Below are 20,938 nucleotides of genomic sequence, written 5' to 3'. Positions count from 1 at the left end.
GCGAGACGATGGCACAAGTACAATTTTCAGTTTATCGTTACAATCCGGATGTTGATAACGCACCTCGTATGCAAGAATATACTTTGCAAACAGAGGAAGGTCAGGACATGATGGTATTGGATGCACTTTTATTATTAAAAGAGCAAGATCCAACATTATCATTCCGTCGCTCATGTCGTGAAGGCGTGTGTGGCTCTGATGGCGTTAACATGAATGGTAAAAATGGTTTAGCATGTATTACACCATTATCTACGCTGCAAAAAGGCGGCAAAGGTACTATTGTAATTCGTCCTTTACCTGGCTTACCTGTGGTACGTGACCTTGTTATTGACATGAGTCAGTTCTACACTCAGTACGAAAAAGTTAAACCATACCTAATTAACGATCAGCCAGCGGCTGGTGAGCGTCTTCAATCTATTGAAGAACGTGATAAATTAGATGGACTTTACGAGTGTATTTTATGTGCATGTTGTTCTACATCGTGTCCTTCGTTCTGGTGGAATCCAGACAAGTTCATTGGTCCAGCAGGCCTTCTTCATGCTTACCGTTTCTTGGCTGATAGCCGCGATACGGCAACTGAAGAACGTTTAGCAGACTTAGACGATGCGTTCAGTGTGTTCCGTTGCCACAGTATCATGAACTGTGTTAGCGTTTGTCCTAAAGGTCTCAACCCGACCAAAGCAATTGGACAAATTAAATCTATGTTATTAAACCGCGCGGTTTAATCACTTAGTAACGTAAGATGGCTAATATTTTTATTAGCCATCTTGTTATGACAACTATTAATTTCTGCGCTAAAGAAAAGGGCTTATAAATGCACGAAGGTGTGATGAAGGCATGGCTAGAATCTTCACATTTAAACGGCGGCAACGTTGCTTATGTAGAAGAGCTTTATGAAGCGTATTTAGATGATGCGACTTCTGTGCCAGAAGAATGGCGAGAAGTGTTCGAACAATTACCAAAAGTAGATGGTGTGGATGTTGAAGTAAAGCATTCAGAAGTTCGTTCACAGTTTGCGGCGCTTGCTAAAAACAAGCATAGAGAGGTAGTGGTAGCAGAGGGTAGTGGCGGTGACCTTAAACAGGTTAAAGTACTACAACTTATTAATGCTTTCCGCTTTCGAGGACACCAAAATGCTAACCTAGATCCATTAGGCATTTGGCAACGAGAGCGTGTTCGAGATTTAGAGCTAGAATACCACGACTTATCTAAAGCTGATTTTGACCGCGAATTTAACGTAGGATCGTTTGCCGTAGGCCGCGATACTATGCCTTTAGGTGAACTATACCAGGCACTTAAAACCACCTATTGTGGTTCTATTGGTGCTGAGTATATGCACATCACATCAACAGAAGAGAAGCGTTGGTTACAACAGCGTTTAGAATCTGTTCAATCACGACCTACTTTTTCTAAAGAAGAAAAACTGCGTATCCTTAAAGGATTAACCGCAGCAGATGGTCTTGAAAAATATTTAGGTGCAAAGTTCCCTGGTGCTAAGCGTTTCTCACTTGAAGGTGGTGATGCGTTAGTTCCTATGCTTAAAGAACTTATTCACCGTGCCGGCGAAAGCGGGCAAAAAGAAGCTGTTATTGGTATGGCCCACCGTGGTCGCTTAAACGTACTAGTTAATGTGTTAGGTAAAAACCCATCTGAATTATTCGATGAGTTTGCTGGTAAACACAAAGACACGTTAAGCTCTGGTGACGTTAAATACCATATGGGTTATTCATCTGACTTTGCGACCAAAGGTGGCAATGTTCATATGGCACTTGCGTTTAACCCTTCTCACCTAGAAATTGTTAATCCTGTGGTTATGGGCTCAGTAAGAGCACGTTTAGACCGTTTAGGTGACAGTTCAGGTAGCAAAGCATTACCTATTACTATCCACGGTGACTCAGCGATTACAGGCCAAGGTGTTGTACAAGAAACATTTAATTTGTCGCAAACAAATGCCTTCTCATGTGGTGGTAGTATCCGTATTGTTGTAAATAACCAAGTTGGTTTTACAACCTCAAAACAAGACGACGTACGTTCTACAGATTACTGTACTGACATTGCTAAAATGGTTCAGTCACCAATCTTCCACGTTAACTCTGATGACCCTGAAGCCGTTGCATTTGTTACACAACTTGCACTTGATTTTAGAAACCAGTTTAAACGTGACGTAGTCATCGATTTAGTATGTTATCGCCGCCATGGTCATAACGAAGCTGATGAGCCTAATGCAACACAGCCTCTTATGTACCAAAAAATTAAAAAGCATGCGGTTCCGCGTTTAATTTACGCTGATCAACTTATGTCTGAAGGCTCATTCACTGAGAGTGAAATTAAAGCATTAGCTGATGAATACCGTAACGGCTTAGATGAAGGTAACTGTGTTGTTGAAGAAATTCAGCCAGAAACTTCGCACTCATCTGATTGGGCAAAATATGTTGGCCATGAGTGGAATGTTGAGTACGACGCAAGCGTACCGGTAGATAAGCTAAAAGCACTTGGCGAACAAGTTGCGCAGTTCCCTGAGCAATATAAAGCACAGTCTCGTGTTAAAAAGATTTACGATGACCGTAAGCTTATGGCAAGTGGCGAAAAACCACTAGATTGGGGTATGGCAGAAACACTTGCTTATGCAACAATTGCCTCTGAAGGCACAGATATACGTTTAACTGGCCAAGACTCAGGGCGTGGTACTTTCTTCCACCGCCATGCTGTAGTACATAGCCAGTCGGATGGTTCAACTTACTTACCTCTTCAAAATTTAAGTGAAGACCAAGGTACTTTTGAAGTATTTGATTCTGTTTTATCAGAAGAAGCGGTACTTGCTTTTGAATATGGTTATGCAACAGCTGAACCTACATCATTAGTCCTTTGGGAAGCCCAGTTTGGTGACTTCGCAAATGGTGCACAAGTCGTATTTGACCAGTTCTTAAGCTCTGGTGAGCAAAAGTGGGGCCGTTTATGTGGCTTAACATGTTTGCTTCCGCATGGTTATGAAGGTCAAGGTCCAGAGCATAGTTCTGCACGTTTAGAGCGTTTTTTACAGCTTTGTGCCGATCACAACATGCAAGTGTGTGTTCCTTCAACACCTGCACAAGTTTACGCTATGCTACGTCGTCAATCAGTTAGACCACTTCGACGTCCATTGATTGTAATGACACCAAAATCACTACTTCGTCACCCACTTGCGGTATCTTCACTTGAAGAACTTTCACAAGGTGTATTCCATAATATGATCGACGAAATCGATGATATTAACCCTGAGAAAGTAGAACGCGTAGTATTTTGTAGCGGTAAAGTTTATTACGAACTATTACAAGAGCGTCGTAAGCTTGAGCAAGACAACATTGCTATTGTACGTGTGGAGCAGTTATACCCGTTCCCACATGCAGAAATGGACACGATTATGGAACGTTACCAACACGTTACTGATTTTGTTTGGTGTCAAGAAGAGCCACAAAACCAAGGTGCTTGGTACTGTTCGCAACATCACTTTATTGATGCAATCCCACAGGGTGCTAAATTGACTTACGCAGGGCGTAAGGCGTCGGCATCTCCAGCGTGTGGTTACATGTCAGTACATACTAAAGAACAACAAGCGCTCGTTGCAGACGCGCTTACTATACAAAAGAAAGGATAAGCAATGAGCACAGAAATTAAAGTTCCTGTTCTTCCTGAGTCGGTTGCAGATGCTACCGTTGCTACATGGCATGTAAGTGTAGGCGACAAAGTAAGCCGTGACCAAAACTTAGTAGACATTGAAACAGATAAAGTGGTTTTAGAAGTGGTTGCACAAAATGATGGTGTAATTACTGAAATATCACAAGAAGAAGGTGCAACGGTACTTGGCGACCAAGTTATCGGTTTACTTGGTGATGCTGATGCAGCACCAGCAAGTGACAGTGCTCCGGCTAAAGAAGAAGCCGCACCTGAAAAATCAGAAGACGCGCCTGCGGCGCAATCAGCTCCAGCATCAGAAGGTAAAGAAGTGGACATTAAAGTACCTGTACTTCCAGAATCAGTTGCAGACGCAACAATTGCTACATGGCATGTACAACCAGGTGAAGCGGTAACTCGCGACCAAAACTTGGTAGATATTGAAACTGATAAAGTTGTTCTTGAAGTAGTAGCTCAAGAAGACGGTATCATGGGCGAGCAACTAAACGCAGAAGGCGATACTGTACTTGGCGAACAAGTTATTGGTAACGTTAAAGCGGGCGGCGCTCCAGCGGCACCTGCAGCTAAAGCAGAAGAAGCGCCTGCTGCAAGTGAGTCTAACGATAGCTCAGATGTGTTAACGCCGTCTGTACGTCGTTTAATCGCTGAAAAAGGGCTTGATGCGTCTAAAATTAAAGGCACAGGTAAGAACGGCCGTGTAACTAAAGAAGACGTTGATACTTTCTTAAAAGCACCTGCTCCAGCTGCTAAAAAAGAAGCCGCTTCAGCACCTGCTGCACCTATGGGTGACCGTACACAAAAACGTGTACCAATGACGCGCTTACGTAAAACCATTGCTAATCGTTTATTAGAAGCGAAAAACTCAACAGCAATGTTAACTACGTTTAACGAAGTAAACATGAAACCTATCATGGACCTTCGTAAGCAATACCAAGAAGTATTCGAGAAGCGTCACGGTATTCGTTTAGGCTTTATGTCTTTCTACGTGAAAGCAGTAACTGAAGCACTTAAGCGTTTCCCTGACGTAAATGCATCAATTGATGGTGACGATATTGTTTACCACAATTACTTTGATATCAGCATCGCTGTATCTACACCACGTGGTTTAGTTACACCAGTACTTAAAGATTGCGACAAGCTATCTGTTGCTGAAATCGAGAAAGGTATTCGTGAATTAGCCCTTAAAGGCCGTGACGGTAAACTAACACTTGACGATATGACAGGTGGTAACTTTACCATTACTAACGGTGGTGTATTTGGTTCGTTACTTTCTACGCCTATTATTAACTTACCACAGTCATCAATCTTGGGTATGCACAAAATCCAAGAGCGTCCTATGGCTGTAAATGGTAAAGTTGAAATTCTTCCTATGATGTATTTGGCACTATCTTACGATCATCGCCAAATCGATGGTAAAGAATCTGTTGGTTTCTTAGTAACTATTAAAGAGTTACTTGAAGATCCAACTCGCTTATTACTGGATGTTTAATCGAGTAGTATGAAATATAAGCTGTGAATGACAATTCACAGCTTTTTTTTTGCGCCTTTGGTGTTACTGGGGTTTTCATGTTAAGCCTTGGGATCTATACTAGGTGCGCAATTTGGGATAGCTGTTTATTTGCATAAATATTCAGCTCTTTTAGTATAAAAAATTGGATAAAGCATCATGAATTTGCATGAGTATCAGGCAAAACAACTTTTTGCCGAATATGGTTTACCAGTTTCTCAAGGTTTCGCTTGCGATACACCTGAAGAAGCTGCAGCAGCTGCCGAAAAAATTGGCGGTGATATGTGGGTTGTTAAAACTCAGGTTCACGCAGGTGGCCGTGGTAAAGCTGGCGGTGTTAAGCTAGTTAAAACAATCGAAGAAGTAAAAGAATTCGCTGCAAACTGGTTAGGTAAAAACTTAGTTACTTACCAAACAGACGAAAATGGTCAGCCTGTTGCTAAAATTTTAGTAGAAAGCTGTACAGATATCGCTAACGAATTGTACTTAGGTGCAGTTGTTGACCGTGCTTCTCGCAAAGTTGTTTTCATGGCGTCTACTGAAGGCGGTGTTGAAATTGAAACTGTTGCTGAAGAAACTCCAGAGCTTATCCACAAAGCAGAGATCGATCCATTAGTGGGTCCTCAAGCTTACCAAGCACGTGAGTTAGGTTTTAAACTGGGTCTTAACCCTACACAAATGAAGCAGTTCGTTAAGATCTTTATGGGTCTTGGCAACATGTTCAACGATTTTGATTTCGCTCTTCTTGAAATCAACCCGTTAGTAATCACAGACGAAGGTAACCTTCACTGTCTTGACGGCAAAATTGGTATCGATGGTAATGCACTTTACCGTCAACCAAAAATCCGTGAAATGCACGATCCATCTCAAGAAGATGCACGTGAAGCTCACGCAGCAAGCTTCGAGCTTAACTACGTAGCACTAGATGGTAACGTAGGTTGTATGGTTAACGGTGCAGGCCTAGCGATGGGTACTATGGACATCGTAAACCTACACGGCGGCAAGCCAGCTAACTTCCTAGATGTTGGTGGCGGCGCGACTAAAGAGCGTGTTTCTGAAGCATTCAAAATCATCCTTTCTGACGATAACGTAAAAGCTGTTTTAGTTAACATCTTTGGTGGTATCGTACGTTGTGACATGATTGCTGAAGGTATCATTGGCGCAGTTAAAGAAGTAGGTGTAAACGTGCCTGTAGTTGTACGTTTAGAAGGTACTAACGCTGAATTAGGTCGTGACGTTCTTAAGAACTCTGGCCTAGATATCATCGCTGCTGAATCACTAACAGACGCTGCTGAGAAAGTTGTAGCTGCTGCGGAGGGCAAATAATGTCTGTATTAATCAATAAAGATACAAAAGTTATCTGTCAAGGTTTCACTGGTGGCCAAGGTACTTTCCACTCTGAGCAAGCGCTTGAGTACGGTACACAAATGGTTGGTGGTGTAAGCCCAGGTAAAGGCGGTCAAACGCACCTTGGTCTTCCAGTATTCAACACAGTACGCGATGCAGTTAAAGAAACAGGCGCAACAGCGTCAGTTATCTACGTACCAGCACCGTTCTGTAAAGATGCAATCTTAGAAGCTATCGATGCGGGCATCGAGCTAATCGTTTGTATCACTGAAGGTATCCCAACGCTAGACATGGTTGACGTTAAAGTTAAGCTTGATAACTCTGGTGTTCGTATGATCGGTCCTAACTGTCCAGGTGTTATCACTCCTGGTGAGACTAAGATTGGTATCATGCCTGGTCACATCCACAAGCCTGGTAAAGTAGGTATTGTTTCTCGCTCTGGTACTTTAACGTACGAAGCGGTTAAACAAACTACAGACGCTGGTTTTGGTCAGTCTACGTGTGTTGGTATTGGTGGCGACCCAATCCCAGGTACTAACTTTATCGACGTGCTAGAAATGTTCGAAAAAGATCCACAAACTGAAGCAATCGTAATGATTGGTGAAATTGGTGGTACTGCAGAAGAAGAAGCTGCAGAGTACATTAAAGCTAACGTAACTAAGCCTGTTGTTTCTTACATTGCTGGTGTAACTGCACCAGAAGGTAAGCGTATGGGTCACGCTGGCGCAATCATCGCAGGCGGTAAAGGTACTGCTGATGAGAAATTTGCTGCACTAGAAGCTGCTGGCGTACAAACTGTACGTTCACTTGCTGATATCGGTAAAGCACTTAAAGAGAAAACAGGCTGGTAATCAGTTTGCTTAATCTTTAAAAAGGCTCGCATTTGCGAGCCTTTTTGTTATTGGCTTAAAAATTAGTATGGGTAACTAATGTGTTGAAAAAACCGTACTGATAAATCTTGTCGTTCTTTATTTATTGCCAGCTCTGAGCACATAGCGTGTATTGTTTTTTCTACTTGATTCATAAAGCGGCCGTAGCCCATTTCATGTTTATCTTTATGGGTGGCAACAATCACAAAATGTAGTGACTCAACTAACTTTTCAGCATTGAAAAAAATATGTATTTGCGTGGCTGTGCCATTCACATCAAAACTTATTTTTTGTAATTCTGCATTCCCATCATTTTTATCTATTTGGCTATTACGCACTATGGGCCTTGCACCATTAGCAACCATAGCGCCGTGAGATAATTCGTATCGCTCGCAGCACCCTTTAAATGATTGGGCAAAGTAGTTATAAAACTCAGTGTAATTATTTTTATTTATTAAGCTTTGAAATTGCGTTTTAATGCCGCGCGAAACCGGTATAGAAAACGTTGCATAGGTCATTTCTGCATGCTCGGCGGGTATTTTACATTGGCGAGCTAAATAACGGGGGTATAGGCTTCTAAGTTTGTAGCCGTAACTTTGGTTGCAGCCTTTACTCTTGGCAAATAAGTCATAGGTTAAATGCTGATGATCGCGAAGCTTAAACTGGGGTTGTTCAATAAATAATTGTGTTTGTAAATTATCTAACACTTTTTGTACCCTGCTGTGAAATTGTGCCGAGCTTGCGCGTAAATCATCACCGGTGGCTAAAAATAACAAGCGAATTTTTTTACTTTTAAAAGTAGGGGTGTAGTGTAGTTTGTGCGCCTCGTGGTAACGCGGGTTGTAAAAAAACAACATTTGCTTAGCTGTTTCTAATTGATACGACTCATCATGAAATCTGACAACGGGTAATTTGTCGTTAGCGAGTAGGTGTACATTATGTAGCTCGTATTCATCACAGCCTGCAAATAGTTGCTTGGCAATGCGGGTATAGCAACTATCGATATCGCTAAAACTAGTGTAAAAGTCATCAGTGGGTGTAATTTCAGCGAGTAAATAGTGATTAGCTCGCGCATTTGTTGGTATATAGACTCTGTGTTGTGTAGAACTGGCCATCTTTGAATCCTTTTAAGGAGCTTAAGTTTTTAGGTACTATAAATGCCTTTCATGACTCAAATATTGCGCTAAAACAAATTTAAGTAATAAACTAATGCACCATTGCCATAATAACTAGAATAAACCCGCATCTAGTGCTGTATGTTAGTGTTTGTTTTTGTAATAATGCATTAGTTTTGTTATCACGAATATTCAGAGGATCGCACTCCTATGGCGGAAATTGAGAATCGCCCAAGTAACTTTATAAGAACTCGAATTGATGAAGATTTAGCAAGTGGCAAACATGCAACTACGCATACACGTTTTCCACCTGAACCAAATGGCTTTTTACATATTGGCCATGCAAAATCAATTTGTTTGAATTTTGGCATTGCAAAAGATTACGATGGTTTATGTAACCTACGTTTTGATGATACAAACCCAGAAAAAGAAGATATTAACTACGTTAATTCAATCAAAGAAGACGTGCAGTGGTTAGGCTTCAACTGGAGTGGTGAGATAAAATATTCGTCAAACTATTTTGATACCCTATACGGCTATGCAGTAGAGCTTATTGAAAAAGGCTTAGCGTACGTTTGTTTTTTAACGGCCGAACAAGCACGCGAGTATCGCGGTACGTTAAAAGAACCGGGTAAAAACAGCCCATACAGAGACACCTCAGTAGAAGAAAACCTCGCATTGTTTGAAAAAATGCGCGCGGGTGAATTCAAAGAAGGTGAGTGTGTGCTACGCGCTAAAATTGATATGGCAAGCTCATTTATGGTGCTTCGCGATCCAATTATTTATCGCGTTCGTTTTGCTCATCACCATCAAACAGGTGACAAGTGGTGCATTTACCCAATGTATGACTTCACACATTGTATTTCTGATGCGCTTGAGGGGATAACCCATTCATTGTGTACACTTGAGTTTCAAGATAACCGTCGTTTATACGACTGGGTACTTGATAATATCAGCCTTGAGTGCCACCCAAAGCAAATTGAGTTTTCGCGCTTAAATCTTGAATACACAATTATGTCTAAGCGTAAGCTAAACGACTTAGTTGTAAATAACTATGTAGAAGGGTGGGATGACCCACGTATGCCAACTATTGCTGGTTTACGTCGTCGTGGTTATACACCGGCTTCAATACGTGAGTTCTGTTTACGTATCGGTGTGACTAAGCAAGAAAACATGGTTGAAATGGGCATGCTTGAAGCGTGTATCCGTGAAGACTTAAATGAAAACGCACCACGCGCAATGGCAGTACTCGATCCAGTTAAAGTTGTAATAGAAAACTTTGATACAGATAATGTAGAAACATTGTCGGTAGCTAACCACCCTAATAAAGAAGAAATGGGGCGTCGTGAAGTACCGTTTACTCGTGAGCTTTTCATTGAGCGTGAAGATTTCCGCGAAGAAGCGAATAATAAATTTAAACGCTTAGTACTTGATAAAGAAGTACGCTTACGTGGTGCTTATGTAATTAAAGCCCAGCGTGTAGAAAAAGATGAAAATGGTGAAATTACCACTATTTACTGTACTTACGACAACGAAACATTAGGTAAAAACCCAAGTGACGGCCGTAAAGTAAAAGGGGTTATTCATTGGGTTTCTGCGCCTGAGTCGGTTAATGCAGAAGTTAGATTGTATGACCGTTTATTTAATGTACCAAACCCAGGTGCAGCTGAAGAGTTCGAATCGACACTTAATCCTAATTCGTTAGTTGTATTAGAAAATGCAAAACTAGAAGCATCGCTTGCTAAAGCCGAACCGGCTCAAGGCTTCCAGTTTGAGCGTACTGGCTATTTCTCACGTGATACAAAGTCAGAAAATTTAGTATTCAACCAAACGGTTGGTCTTAGAGATTCATGGGCTAAAATCGAGAAGCAGTAACGCTTTTATAATACCAATTTGCATAATATCTCATTATTGCAAATTGGCATTAAACACAGTTTAAATGTTTAATTTTAAACACAAAAAAACCTGCAATAGCAGGTTTTTTTATTACTATAGCGCGTTATTAGCTATTTGAATCGCTAAATGCTTTACACGCTGCTTTGTCTTGACACTCACCGTATAGGTATAAAGAGTGATTTGTTAGTGTAATACCGTTTTCTTCGGCTATTTCTAACTGGCGACGTTCAATTAAGTCATCTTCAAATTCAACAACTTTACCACATTTTAAACACACTAGGTGGTCGTGGTGAGTGCTGCCAGAAAGTTCAAATACTGACTTTCCGCCTTCAAAATGGTGACGGCTTACAATACCTGCGTCATCAAATTGGTTTAATACACGGTAAACAGTCGCAAGACCAATTTCTTCACCTAAATCTAAAAGAATTTTGTATACATCTTCAGCGCTGATGTGTTGGTTATCTGGAGATTGTAGAATTTCTAAGATTTTAATACGCGGTAAAGTTACTTTTAAACCGGCTTTTTTAAGTTCCAAGTTATGATCAGTCATTAAATCTGTCTCAAATTTGTTTGGTTATACTAGACATCTCTTACAGATGCACACGACACATTAGCAATAACAAGGATAACGCGCCTAAGCACTGAGTGCAAAGAACAATTGATCAATTTTGCTATTAATTCTAAAGTCGCTAACTGTTTGATAATTATTTAAACAGTTAGCGATAAAAGGGGGGGAGGTTAGTCTGCTAGTTCGCTTAAGCACATTTCATCATATACTTGTGCGCACCATGCTTTAACACGTTGTTCTGTTAATTCAGGTTGGCGGTCTTCATCAATACCTAAGCCTACAAAGTGCGTGTCATCAGCCATACCTTTAGATGCTTCAAAGTCGTAGCCTTCACTAGACCAATGGCCAACCACAATAGCACCGCGCTCGGTAACGATATCGTTGATCATACCCATAGCGTCTAAAAAGTATTCTGCGTAGTCTTCTTGGTCGCCACAACCAAAAATAGCCACTAGCTTACCTTCAAAGTCTACTTCTTCAAGCTCAGGGAAAAAGTCATCCCAATCACATTGTGCTTCACCGTAGTACCAAGTAGGAATACCGAATAAGATTAAATCGAACTCTGCAATCTCTTCTTTAGAGCTTTTTGCAATGTCGTGTACAGCCACAAGCTTTTTACCCAATTCTTTTTGGATCATTTTTGCTACGTGTTCTGTATTACCTGTGTCACTTCCGAAAAAAATGCCTACACTTGCCATGGACTTCAAACCTTTTATCTATCAATAGCCAATCTTTCTTGTAAAATTGTTTCAATCAGCGCACTACGGCTAATATTTTGTGCATCTGCCATATCACTCAGTGCCTGATATAACTGTGATGAAACTTTAAATTCTACACGCTTTAAACCGCGTGCTTTATCTCGTTTTATTTGATTACGTTTATTAACCTTTAACTGCATATCCCTTGGTAAAGGGTTCGTTTTAGGCCTGCCTGGGCGCTTTTCGTATTCAAATAAATCGGGAGTTGTTCTATCTGTTTCTGACTTCGCCATGCCTAACCTACACCTGCACCTTGCCAAAAAACTTGTATAAGTCCTTTCGCAATAAAGCCAGAACACCCTAAAAAGAGGACGCCCCACACAATGTAGCGACCAAACTTAGGTACGTTACCACTATTAAGTACGTCTTTAATTGCCAGGCCGATGAATACAAAAATACCGGCTAAGCCAAAGTACAACCCTAGGGTATCAAATTCGTTAATAAACTGACTGACCATCAACGTATAACCTTTAAATTAAACGGCGCGTACTATAGCATATAAATATGCATTAATTTAGTACGGATAACCAAAAACACATGATTAAAATTGCATTAAAGCCCTGTTAAAAAGTCATTTATTGCTTTATTAACTGCAGCGGGTTTTTGAGCATGAAGCCAATGTCCTGCACCGTGTATAATTTTTGCTCGTGTATTTTTAAAGCGCTTTGTTATTTCATCGCGGTATTCTGGCAGTATGTAATCAGAATCGTTGCCTTTGATAAACAAAGTATCGCACAAACAAGAATTGTTTTCATTAACATTGGCTGTGATTGTCGAATATTTTTCATCAAGTACATCTAAATTAAATCGCCATTTGTACTGTCCATCGTCGTTTTTAGCTAAGCTTTTTAGTAAAAACTGCCTAACACCTAGCTCATTAATGTACTCGCTCATAATAGCATCAGCTTGTTTTCTATCAGTAACCTGGCTAGTTGCCACTTTTTTTAGTGCATTAATAATTTGTGTGTGGCGGGCAGGGTAACTCACAGGGGCAATATCAAGTACCACCAGCTTATTTACTTTTTGGCTATGCATTAGCGCCACTTCCATTGCCACTTTACCGCCCATTGAGTGGCCAATCAGGTGCGCATTGTTAATATTTAACGCGTTCATTAGCTCAACAATATCTGCGGCCATTGCAGGGTAGTTCATTTCATTACTGTGCGGTGAAGCGCCATGGTTACGCAAATCTACATTCGTTACCCTAAAGTGCTCGCTCAATGGTTTTGCAATAACATTTAGGTTTTCTAAAGAGCCAAATAAACCATGAATGATCACTACATCCGGACCTTCACCGTATTGTTTATAGTTTAATAGCATGACCGCCTCCTAAAATTTTGGCTTAGTTTGCCGAGCATTGCCCTAAAAAGCAAAAGATATAACGGTTAACTGCTCTGCACGCGCCTTTTATGGGGTAACACCGTTTATTTTTACGCCAGTTATGGGCTCTTTGGTGTTACCAGCCTAATGGAGATAATAATATGGGTAGTACTTTTAAAAGCTGTTAATTACTACATTGGGTTTATAAGCAAATAATCAACACACCTTTATTAGCGCGTTTATAGGTTATGTTTGTGCGAGTGCTTGTTGTAACTCGCATTTATATTTGGTTTGGGTATAATCACGGGGAAAGAAAAAATGTGGCCCGTAATGACAGGAACAACATGAAACAAATCGACATAGACGACGAGTTATATCAGTATATTGCTAGCAATACACAAAGTATTGGCGAAAGCGCATCCACTATTTTACGTCGTTTATTAAATCTAAACGGTGATGACAACACTCCCGTTGCTAAGAACAATCAAAACAATCAAACAGCTACTCAAGCCCCACTTGACGACACGCCAGCTACTAACGACAGCCAAGAGCAAGAGGTTGTCACACCCGTGAAGCAAACAAACGCTAATGTATTTAATATTCTAAATAAAGAAGAACTAGCAATGCAAAAAGGGGTGGTAGGCAGGTTTTTATTTATTTTAAGTGCTTTTTATAGAACACATAAAAAAGAGTTTAGTGCTGTGCTTGATATAAAAGGGCGCGACCGCGTTTACTTTGCAACCAGCAAAGAAGACTTAGTTAATAGCGGCAGTAGTATGAACCCTAAAAACATTACCGACAGTGAGTACTGGGTGATGACAAATTCAAACACGACACGTAAAAAAATGATGCTACACGAGGTTGCGCTGTGCTTAGGTTATTCAGCAGAGCAAGCAGAAGAAATTCGCGATTACTTGTAAGGAAATAAACATGGCTATTCATTCAGGTGCTGGGAAAACTGCGCCACATTCAACTTTAGTTAACGTACCAAAACTGGTATCGGCTTATTACTTAAATGAGCCAGACTTAGAGCAAAACCCAGAGCATTGTGTTGCTTTTGGTACGTCGGGTCACCGTGGTTGCTCTTACGATGTTAAGTTTAACGAATCTCATATTTTAGCCATTACACAAGCTATTTGTGACTACAGAAAGCAAAACGACATTTTTGGTCCGCTTTTTTTAGGTAAAGATACGCATGCATTAAGTGAAGCTGCTTTTAACTCTGCCATAGAAGTATTAGTGGCTAATGAGGTGCAAGTAATCACCCAGCAAAATCACGATTACACGCCAACCCCTGTCATTAGCCATGCTATTGTTTGCCATAACAAATTAAATCCTAACGAATTAGCCGATGGTATTGTGGTAACGCCTTCACATAACCCGCCAGAAGACGGTGGCTTTAAATACAATCCACCTAACGGCGGCCCAGCAGATACCGACGTAACTAAATGGATTGAAGACAGAGCAAATCAATTACTATTAGAAGATTTAGTAGAAGTTGAGCTGTTTCCATTTGCTAAAGCATCGCGTTCAGGGTTTATTAAATACGAAGACCTAATGACGCCATACATTAACGACTTAGAAAATATCGTTAATTTAAAAGCCGTTAGCGATGCGGGTATTAAAGTAGGTATTGACCCGCTAGGTGGCTCTGGTATTAACTTTTGGCCATTAATAGCGCAAAAATATAATTTAGATTTAACCGTAGTAAACGACAGTGTTGATCCGCGTTTTGCATTTATGCCACTTGATAAAGATGGCAAAATCCGTATGGATTGTTCATCACCTTACTCAATGGCTAATTTAATTAAATTAAAAGACGACTTTGATATTGCTATTGGCAACGACCCCGATTACGACCGCCACGGTATAGTTACCCCAGATGGATTAATGAATCCTAATCACTTTTTAGCGGTAGCGATTGATTATTTATTAAAACATCGCGACTGGGACAGCAGTGTAGAAATTGGCAAAACGCTGGTTTCTAGCTCAATGATTGACCGCGTAGTAGCACGTAATGAGCGTAAAGTTAAAGAAGTGCCGGTTGGCTTTAAATGGTTTGTAGATGGCTTAAACAAAGGCAAGCTTGCCTTTGGTGGCGAAGAAAGTGCTGGCGCTGCGTTTTTACGATTTGATGGCAGCGTATGGTGTACCGACAAAGACGGCTTTATTATGGGGTTACTTGCAGCTGAAATACTCGCAGTAACAGGTAAAACACCATCAGCGCTTTATAAAGAGCTAGAGCAAGAATTTGGCTCTCCACTATACAAGCGTTTAGATGCCCCTGCTAGCAGTGCGCAAAAGTCACGTTTAAAAGCACTTAGTGCAAGCGATGTTAAAGCCGATACATTAGCTGGTGAACCTATTTTACAAAAACTGACTCATGCTCCTGGCAATGATGCGGCCATTGGCGGCTTAAAAGTAGTGACTGAAAACGGCTGGTTTGCAGCACGTCCTTCTGGTACTGAAGATATTTATAAAATTTATCTTGAGTCTTTCAAAGGTGAAGAACATTTAGCACTACTAGAAAAAGAAGCGAAGCAATTAGTTGATTCTGTGATCAGCTAACACGGTTTACAGTATTTAGAAACGGCTGATTTATTCAGCCGTTTTTGTTTGTATCTCTCACACTATAAAAGGGCTTATCATGTTAGCCAAACCAGATTATTTAAATGAACTAATAAATAGCGGCGATTTTTTAACACTCAGTCGCGACAATGAATGGCATTTAGAGGCAAGTGAATTTGCTTTAGAAAATGGCACGCGCGTAACCGTTCACGATACAGGCGTTATTGAATTTCAACCTCAGGGTACAACAACAAAAGATGTTGTGCTTTCAAGCGCTGTACACGGTAACGAAACCGCACCTATAGAAATATGTGACGAGCTAATAAAAACCATAATAAAAGGTGAGCTTGCATTAAATCAGCGTGTGCTCTTTATATTTGGTAATCCAAAATCAATAAATATTGGCCTGCGCTTTGTAGAAGAAAACCTAAACCGTTTGTTTAATGGCCACCACACTGTTGAGGGTGTGCCAATGAATGATGAGCGCAAACGCGCAGCAAAACTAGAAGAGTATGTAACTGACTTTTTTGCACGGGGCGAGCAAGGCAGTGCACGTTATCATTATGATTTACATACTGCTATACGTGGCTCAAAAAATGAAAAATTCGCTGTGTATCCTTATCTTCATGGTAAACCATGGAAAAAATCGCAGTTACAATTTTTACTTAGCTGCGGTGTAAATACCGTATTGATGATGAAATCACCGGCAACCACATTCAGTTACTATTCTTCGTTTGTTCATGGCGCTGATTCATTTACCGTTGAACTGGGTCAAGTTAAACCGTTTGGTGAAAACGACATGGCTCGCTTTGCAAAAACCAAGCAAACGCTAACTGCATTAATTAGCCAAAAAGAAGTCCAATACCCTCAATTTAATGCAAGTGATTTTGAGCTGTTTGCCGTGCATCGCACAATTAATAGAACGCAGCAGGACTTTAGCTTTCCGTTTTCTGATGATGCAGAAAATTTCACAGGGTTTGCTAAAGGTGAGTTGCTAGCAACAGACGGCGATACCCCTTATTATGCCGATGTGGAAGGGGAAGCTATTATTTTTCCAAATGCGCACGTTGCGCTTGGGCAAAGGGCACTGCTTACCGTTATTCCTATGCAAGTAGATAGTAATTTCGTCTAATAAAACTCATCAGACCACTCGCCTTGAATATTTAACTGTATGTTTTTATTAGTTTAATAAATGCGTACAGTTAACTTTCCATCTTTTTAATCGTATTTTACTTTTGTTTCGTCTTACACTTGTTGAATAACATCTTACGTTAACGTAAGGTGGTGGCAGCTTTAATTAAATACAGCGCAGATGCTGCAAAGTTTATTCGCAAGCCTCACCCATAATAAAAACTTAAAAGGGGCGCTGTATCACAGACAACAAGAGAAGGTAGGTTATGAGTAATCCAAATAACGTATCGCTGAATATTAACCACGACCTCGAGTTTATAGACGGTCATGCGCTAACTATTCCAACCCTTAGTATTTTAACTGAGGACGGCGACATTCATCCTAGTGCTACCGCACCGACTATTTCTAAACTCACAGCGATTAAACTATACGAAACAATGCGTTTTATTCGCCTACTCGATGAGCGGATGCAAGGCGCGCAGCGCCAAGGCCGCGTAAGCTTTTATATGCAATGTTTAGGTGAAGAAGCCGCTGTTACTGCTTCTGCTGCTGCACTTGATCAAGATGATATGATTATGGCGCAATACCGCGAGCAAGCCGCTTTGCATTACCGCGGATTTACGCTTGACCAATTTATGAATCAAATGTTTTCTAATGAGTTAGATTTAGGAAAAGGCCGCCAAATGCCGATTCATTATGGTTCAAAAGAATTAAATTATATGACCATATCATCGCCCCTCGGTACGCAAATTCCTCAAGCTACAGGGTATGCCTATGGGCAAAAAGTAAAACACATTGACGCAAAAACCGGCGAACTTGCAAGCACCATAGATAATGTGACTATTTGTTACTTTGGTGAGGGCGCAGCATCTGAAGGTGACTTTCATGCGGGTTTAAATATGGCTGCGGTACACAAAGCCCCTGTTATATTTTTTGCACGTAATAACGGGTATGCAATATCAACACCTGCAGATGAGCAATTTAAAGGCGATGGTATAGCATCGCGAGGCGTAGGGTATGGCATTAAAACCATACGAGTTGATGGCTCAGATGCATTAGCCGTGTTTGCAGCAACACAAAAGGCCCGCGAAATTGCAGCAACGCAGGGCGAGCCGGTATTAATTGAGTCAATAGCGTACAGATTAGGTGCTCACTCAACCTCAGATGATCCAAGTGGTTACCGCTCAAAAGATGAAGAGGCCACGCATAAAGTTTGCCCAATTGATAAATTTAAAAAATGGTTGATCAAACAAGAGTGGTTAAACGAAGAGGACGATGCTAAAGCGAAAGACACTATTCGCGAAGATATTTTAGCCGCCCTTAAACGTGCTGAAAAAGTGCAAAAGCCAGCGCTTGAAGAGCTAATATCAGATGTTTACGATACGCCAATTCCTTCACTTGAGCGCCAATATAACGATTTAAAAGCACATATAAAGCAGCACCCAGATGCGTACCCAATCACAGCAGGGAGAATTAAGTAATGGCTAAAATGAACATGCTACACGCAATTAATTCTGCGCTCGATATCACCATGAATGAGCACCCTCAGGCGTGTATTTTTGGTGAAGATGTTGGCTATTTTGGTGGTGTTTTTAGAGCGACCTCAGGTTTGCAAGAAAAGTACGGTAAACACCGCGTATTTAACACTCCGCTTACAGAGCAAGGTATTTTAGGTTTTGCCAATGGCTTAGCCGCGTTTGGCGCGCCTGCACTTGCTGAAATACAATTTGCTGATTATATTTTCCCGGCATTTGACCAAATAGTTAATGAGTCTGCCAAGTTTAGATACCGCAGTGGTAATGAATTTAACGTGGGCAATTTAACGATTCGCACACCGTATGGTGGCGGTATTGCGGGGGGCTTATATCACTCACAATCGCCAGAGGCATACTTTGCCCATACGCCAGGGCTAAAAATAGTGGTACCGCGTAACCCGTACCAAGCAAAAGGGTTACTACGAGCAAGTATTAAAGACGATAACCCCGTTATTTTCTTCGAGCCTAAACGTTTATACCGCGCTTCTACCGGCGAAGTACCAGAGGATGATTACAGCATTGAGCTGGGTAAAGCAGAAGTAGTACAAGAAGGTACAGATATCACTGTACTTGCGTGGGGCGCGCAAATGGAAATTGTTGAAAACGCAGCAAAACAAGCCAATGAACAAGGCATTAGTTGTGAGGTGATTGACCTTAGAAGCATATTACCTTGGGATGTTGAGACAATTGCTAAGTCGGTCACTAAAACAGGACGTTTAGTGATAAGCCACGAAGCGCCTATTACCAATGGCTTTGGTGCCGAAATTGCGGCGACTATTCAGCAAGAGTGCTTTTTACACCTTGAGTCACCTATTATGCGAGTATGTGGGTTAGATACACCTTACCCATTAGCACTTGAAAAAGAATATGTGCCTGATGCGCTAAAAGTAATGGCCGCAATTAAACAATCAATGGATTTTTAGGGGATACCATGGCTAAAGATTTTATATTACCCGATATTGGTGAAGGCATTGTTGAGTGCGAAGTGGTTGAATGGCTAATACAAGAGGGTGACACAGTAAAAGAAGATCAACCCATTTGTGACGTGATGACCGATAAAGCCCTAGTGCAAATACCGGCTGTGCACGATGGCGTAATCACTAAATTGTATTATCAAAAAGGGGAGATAGCGCAGGTTCATGCACCCTTGTTTGCTATGAATGTAGGCGATGAGCAAAGCCAAAGCGATGAAACACACACAGAGCAAGTGCAAAATACACAAAGCGACAACGCATCGTCAGAGCATTTAGAAGATTTTATTCTTCCAGATATTGGTGAGGGGATTGTTGAGTGTGAGATAGTTGATTGGCTAGTGGCCGAGGGCGATGAAATACAAGAAGATCAAGCTGTGTGTGATGTAATGACTGACAAAGCACTGGTACAAATTCCGGCTAAATACACAGGGACAGTGCAAAAGCTTTACTATCAAAAAGGTGAAATTGCTCAGGTACATAGCCCGTTATTTCAAATGAGCATAGCCGGCAGTACAGCTAAACCCAATGTAGATGTAAACGAAGCTGTTGTAAAAGCACAAAGTAAAGCGGCAGATAAATCTGTAGCAACGCAGCAGACAACAGCAAATAAAGTTGTTAATAAAAAAGCGGTTGCCTCACCAGCTGTAAGGCGCAAAGCCCGAGAGCTTGATGTTGATTTAACGTGCGTACCGGGCAGTGGTAAAAATGGCCGCATTTATAAACAAGACATAGAAGAATTTATTAAAGGTGAGGTACCTAATACAATAGATACATCACCACTTAGTAGTGCTACTACTCAAAACAGCGTTACTCAAAATAAAGAGCCACAATCGCCACAAACACAAAGCGGTGGTATGCGAGCAGAGCCAATTAAAGGCATTAAAGCGGCTATGGCAAAGCAAATGATGGCCTCGGTCTCTACAATCCCTCACTTTACCTTTAGTGACGAGATAGACTTAACGCAATTAATTGCCCTGCGAGCGAGTTTAAAAGAGCAATATAAAGCGCAGGGTGTAAAGCTCACTATGATGCCATTTTTTATCAAAGCGTTATCGCTTGCGATGAAAGAGTACCCAGTGCTTAATTCTAAAGTAAATGATGATTGCACTGAGCTTACCTACTTTGACGATCATAATATTGGGGTAGCAGTGGATTCAAAAGTGGGTTTGCTAGTGCCTAATATTAAATCGTGCCAATCTAAGAGTATTGTTGAAGTTGCAAACAGTTTAACAAGCTTAACTGATGCAGCACGCGAGGGGCGAGTAGCACCAGATGACTTAAAAGGGGGCACCATTAGCATTTCAAATATTGGGGCAATTGGCGGCACTATTGCGACCCCGATTATTAATAAGCCAGAAGTTGCTATTGTAGCATTAGGGAAGTTACAACACTTACCGCGCTTTGATGAAAGCGGCCAAGTTGTTAGCAAAGCTATTATGCAAGTGAGTTGGTCAGGCGATCACCGCGTTATTGATGGCGGTACAATTGCTCGCTTTAATAACTTGTGGAAATCGTACCTAGAAAGTCCATCGGCAATGATGATGGCAATGAGTTAAAAATTAAACTGACAAAAAACCAGCAATTTGCTGGTTTTTTGTTTTAAAGCGCGGTGTTTTTAATTAAGATACAAATGTTACTAAAAGGTAATAAAACAAACCCGCTAGGGAATATAAAAACT

The 20,938-nt window shown here is 41.0% G+C and carries 18 protein-coding genes; 12 read left to right on the top strand and 6 right to left on the bottom strand.

The features are described 5' to 3' along the window. Positions 1-8 precede the first annotated feature (8 nt). The 5 genes from PSH48_RS03075 to sucD all read left to right on the top strand — a co-directional run bounded on the left by PSH48_RS03075 (position 9) and on the right by sucD (position 7,377). Positions 9-725 (top strand): succinate dehydrogenase iron-sulfur subunit, encoded by a 717-nt coding sequence (locus PSH48_RS03075; protein WP_004586682.1) that lies wholly within the window; start codon positions 9-11, stop codon positions 723-725. A gap of 89 nt (positions 726-814) precedes the next feature. Next, entirely contained in the window at positions 815-3,634 is a 2,820-nt protein-coding gene (locus PSH48_RS03070; protein ID WP_004586681.1) for a 2-oxoglutarate dehydrogenase E1 component, read from the top strand. A gap of 3 nt (positions 3,635-3,637) precedes the next feature. Further along, the gene (gene odhB, locus PSH48_RS03065; RefSeq protein ID WP_024033546.1) at positions 3,638-5,161 is read left to right on the top strand and encodes a 2-oxoglutarate dehydrogenase complex dihydrolipoyllysine-residue succinyltransferase; all 1,524 of its coding nucleotides are present in this window, start codon (positions 3,638-3,640) and stop codon (positions 5,159-5,161) included. Positions 5,162-5,338: 177 nt separating this feature from the next. After that, complete coding sequence (sucC, locus tag PSH48_RS03060) at positions 5,339-6,505, top strand: ADP-forming succinate--CoA ligase subunit beta (protein WP_004586679.1); 1,167 nt, start codon at positions 5,339-5,341, stop codon at positions 6,503-6,505. Further along, the gene (sucD, locus tag PSH48_RS03055) at positions 6,505-7,377 is read left to right on the top strand and encodes a succinate--CoA ligase subunit alpha (protein WP_004586678.1); all 873 of its coding nucleotides are present in this window, start codon (positions 6,505-6,507) and stop codon (positions 7,375-7,377) included. The genes sucC and sucD overlap by 1 nt, the downstream gene beginning before the upstream one ends. Before the next feature lie 62 nt (positions 7,378-7,439). Here the strand turns inward: sucD and PSH48_RS03050 are convergent, their stop codons facing one another. Continuing rightward, positions 7,440-8,510 carry a DUF3083 family protein gene (locus tag PSH48_RS03050; RefSeq protein WP_138576498.1) on the bottom strand — a complete coding sequence of 357 codons (1,071 nt, stop codon included), beginning with the start codon at positions 8,508-8,510 and terminating at the stop codon, positions 7,440-7,442. 210 nt (positions 8,511-8,720) lie between these two features. Between PSH48_RS03050 and glnS the strand changes: the two genes are divergently transcribed. Then, on the top strand, positions 8,721-10,385 hold the full coding sequence (gene glnS, locus PSH48_RS03045; protein ID WP_273610882.1) for a glutamine--tRNA ligase: 1,665 nt from the start codon (positions 8,721-8,723) through the stop codon (positions 10,383-10,385). Between the two features lie 127 nt (positions 10,386-10,512). Here glnS and fur read toward each other — a convergent pair whose 3' ends face one another. From fur to PSH48_RS03020, 5 genes are all read right to left on the bottom strand, one after another. Then, positions 10,513-10,956: a ferric iron uptake transcriptional regulator gene (fur, locus tag PSH48_RS03040; RefSeq protein WP_004586675.1), complete on the bottom strand. Its 444-nt coding sequence runs from the start codon at positions 10,954-10,956 to the stop codon at positions 10,513-10,515. 188 nt (positions 10,957-11,144) lie between these two features. Further along, positions 11,145-11,672 (bottom strand): flavodoxin FldA, encoded by a 528-nt coding sequence (gene fldA / locus PSH48_RS03035; protein ID WP_004586674.1) that lies wholly within the window; start codon positions 11,670-11,672, stop codon positions 11,145-11,147. 14 nt (positions 11,673-11,686) lie between these two features. Next, entirely contained in the window at positions 11,687-11,965 is a 279-nt protein-coding gene (gene ybfE / locus PSH48_RS03030) for a LexA regulated protein (RefSeq protein WP_004586673.1), read from the bottom strand. Between the two features lie 2 nt (positions 11,966-11,967). After that, positions 11,968-12,189 (bottom strand): DUF2788 domain-containing protein, encoded by a 222-nt coding sequence (locus PSH48_RS03025; protein WP_004586672.1) that lies wholly within the window; start codon positions 12,187-12,189, stop codon positions 11,968-11,970. Between the two features lie 95 nt (positions 12,190-12,284). Next, positions 12,285-13,052 (bottom strand): alpha/beta fold hydrolase, encoded by a 768-nt coding sequence (locus tag PSH48_RS03020; protein ID WP_055253688.1) that lies wholly within the window; start codon positions 13,050-13,052, stop codon positions 12,285-12,287. A gap of 344 nt (positions 13,053-13,396) precedes the next feature. Here PSH48_RS03020 and seqA point away from each other — a divergent pair, with 344 nt between their 5' ends. From seqA to PSH48_RS02990, 6 genes are all read left to right on the top strand, one after another. After that, entirely contained in the window at positions 13,397-13,972 is a 576-nt protein-coding gene (gene seqA / locus PSH48_RS03015; RefSeq protein ID WP_024033550.1) for a replication initiation negative regulator SeqA, read from the top strand. Between the two features lie 10 nt (positions 13,973-13,982). Then, on the top strand, positions 13,983-15,620 hold the full coding sequence (pgm, locus tag PSH48_RS03010; RefSeq protein WP_004586669.1) for a phosphoglucomutase (alpha-D-glucose-1,6-bisphosphate-dependent): 1,638 nt from the start codon (positions 13,983-13,985) through the stop codon (positions 15,618-15,620). Positions 15,621-15,699: 79 nt separating this feature from the next. Then, positions 15,700-16,752, top strand: a complete 1,053-nt coding sequence (gene astE / locus PSH48_RS03005; RefSeq protein ID WP_054982559.1) for a succinylglutamate desuccinylase — start codon at positions 15,700-15,702, stop codon at positions 16,750-16,752. A gap of 265 nt (positions 16,753-17,017) precedes the next feature. Next, on the top strand, positions 17,018-18,232 hold the full coding sequence (locus PSH48_RS03000; protein WP_273610881.1) for a thiamine pyrophosphate-dependent dehydrogenase E1 component subunit alpha: 1,215 nt from the start codon (positions 17,018-17,020) through the stop codon (positions 18,230-18,232). After that, a complete protein-coding gene (locus PSH48_RS02995; protein ID WP_024033553.1) occupies positions 18,232-19,209 on the top strand; it encodes an alpha-ketoacid dehydrogenase subunit beta in 978 nt (325 codons plus the stop codon). The genes PSH48_RS03000 and PSH48_RS02995 overlap by 1 nt, the downstream gene beginning before the upstream one ends. Positions 19,210-19,217: 8 nt before the next feature. Further along, positions 19,218-20,816: a dihydrolipoyllysine-residue acetyltransferase gene (locus PSH48_RS02990; RefSeq protein ID WP_273610880.1), complete on the top strand. Its 1,599-nt coding sequence runs from the start codon at positions 19,218-19,220 to the stop codon at positions 20,814-20,816. Positions 20,817-20,938 lie beyond the last annotated feature (122 nt).

Source organism: Pseudoalteromonas sp. Angola-4, assembly GCF_028599265.1.
Taxonomy (GTDB): Bacteria; Pseudomonadota; Gammaproteobacteria; order Enterobacterales; family Alteromonadaceae; genus Pseudoalteromonas; species Pseudoalteromonas atlantica.
The sequence above is the reverse complement of the archived record's forward strand: the minus strand, read 5'-3'. Positions and strand labels throughout refer to the sequence as shown.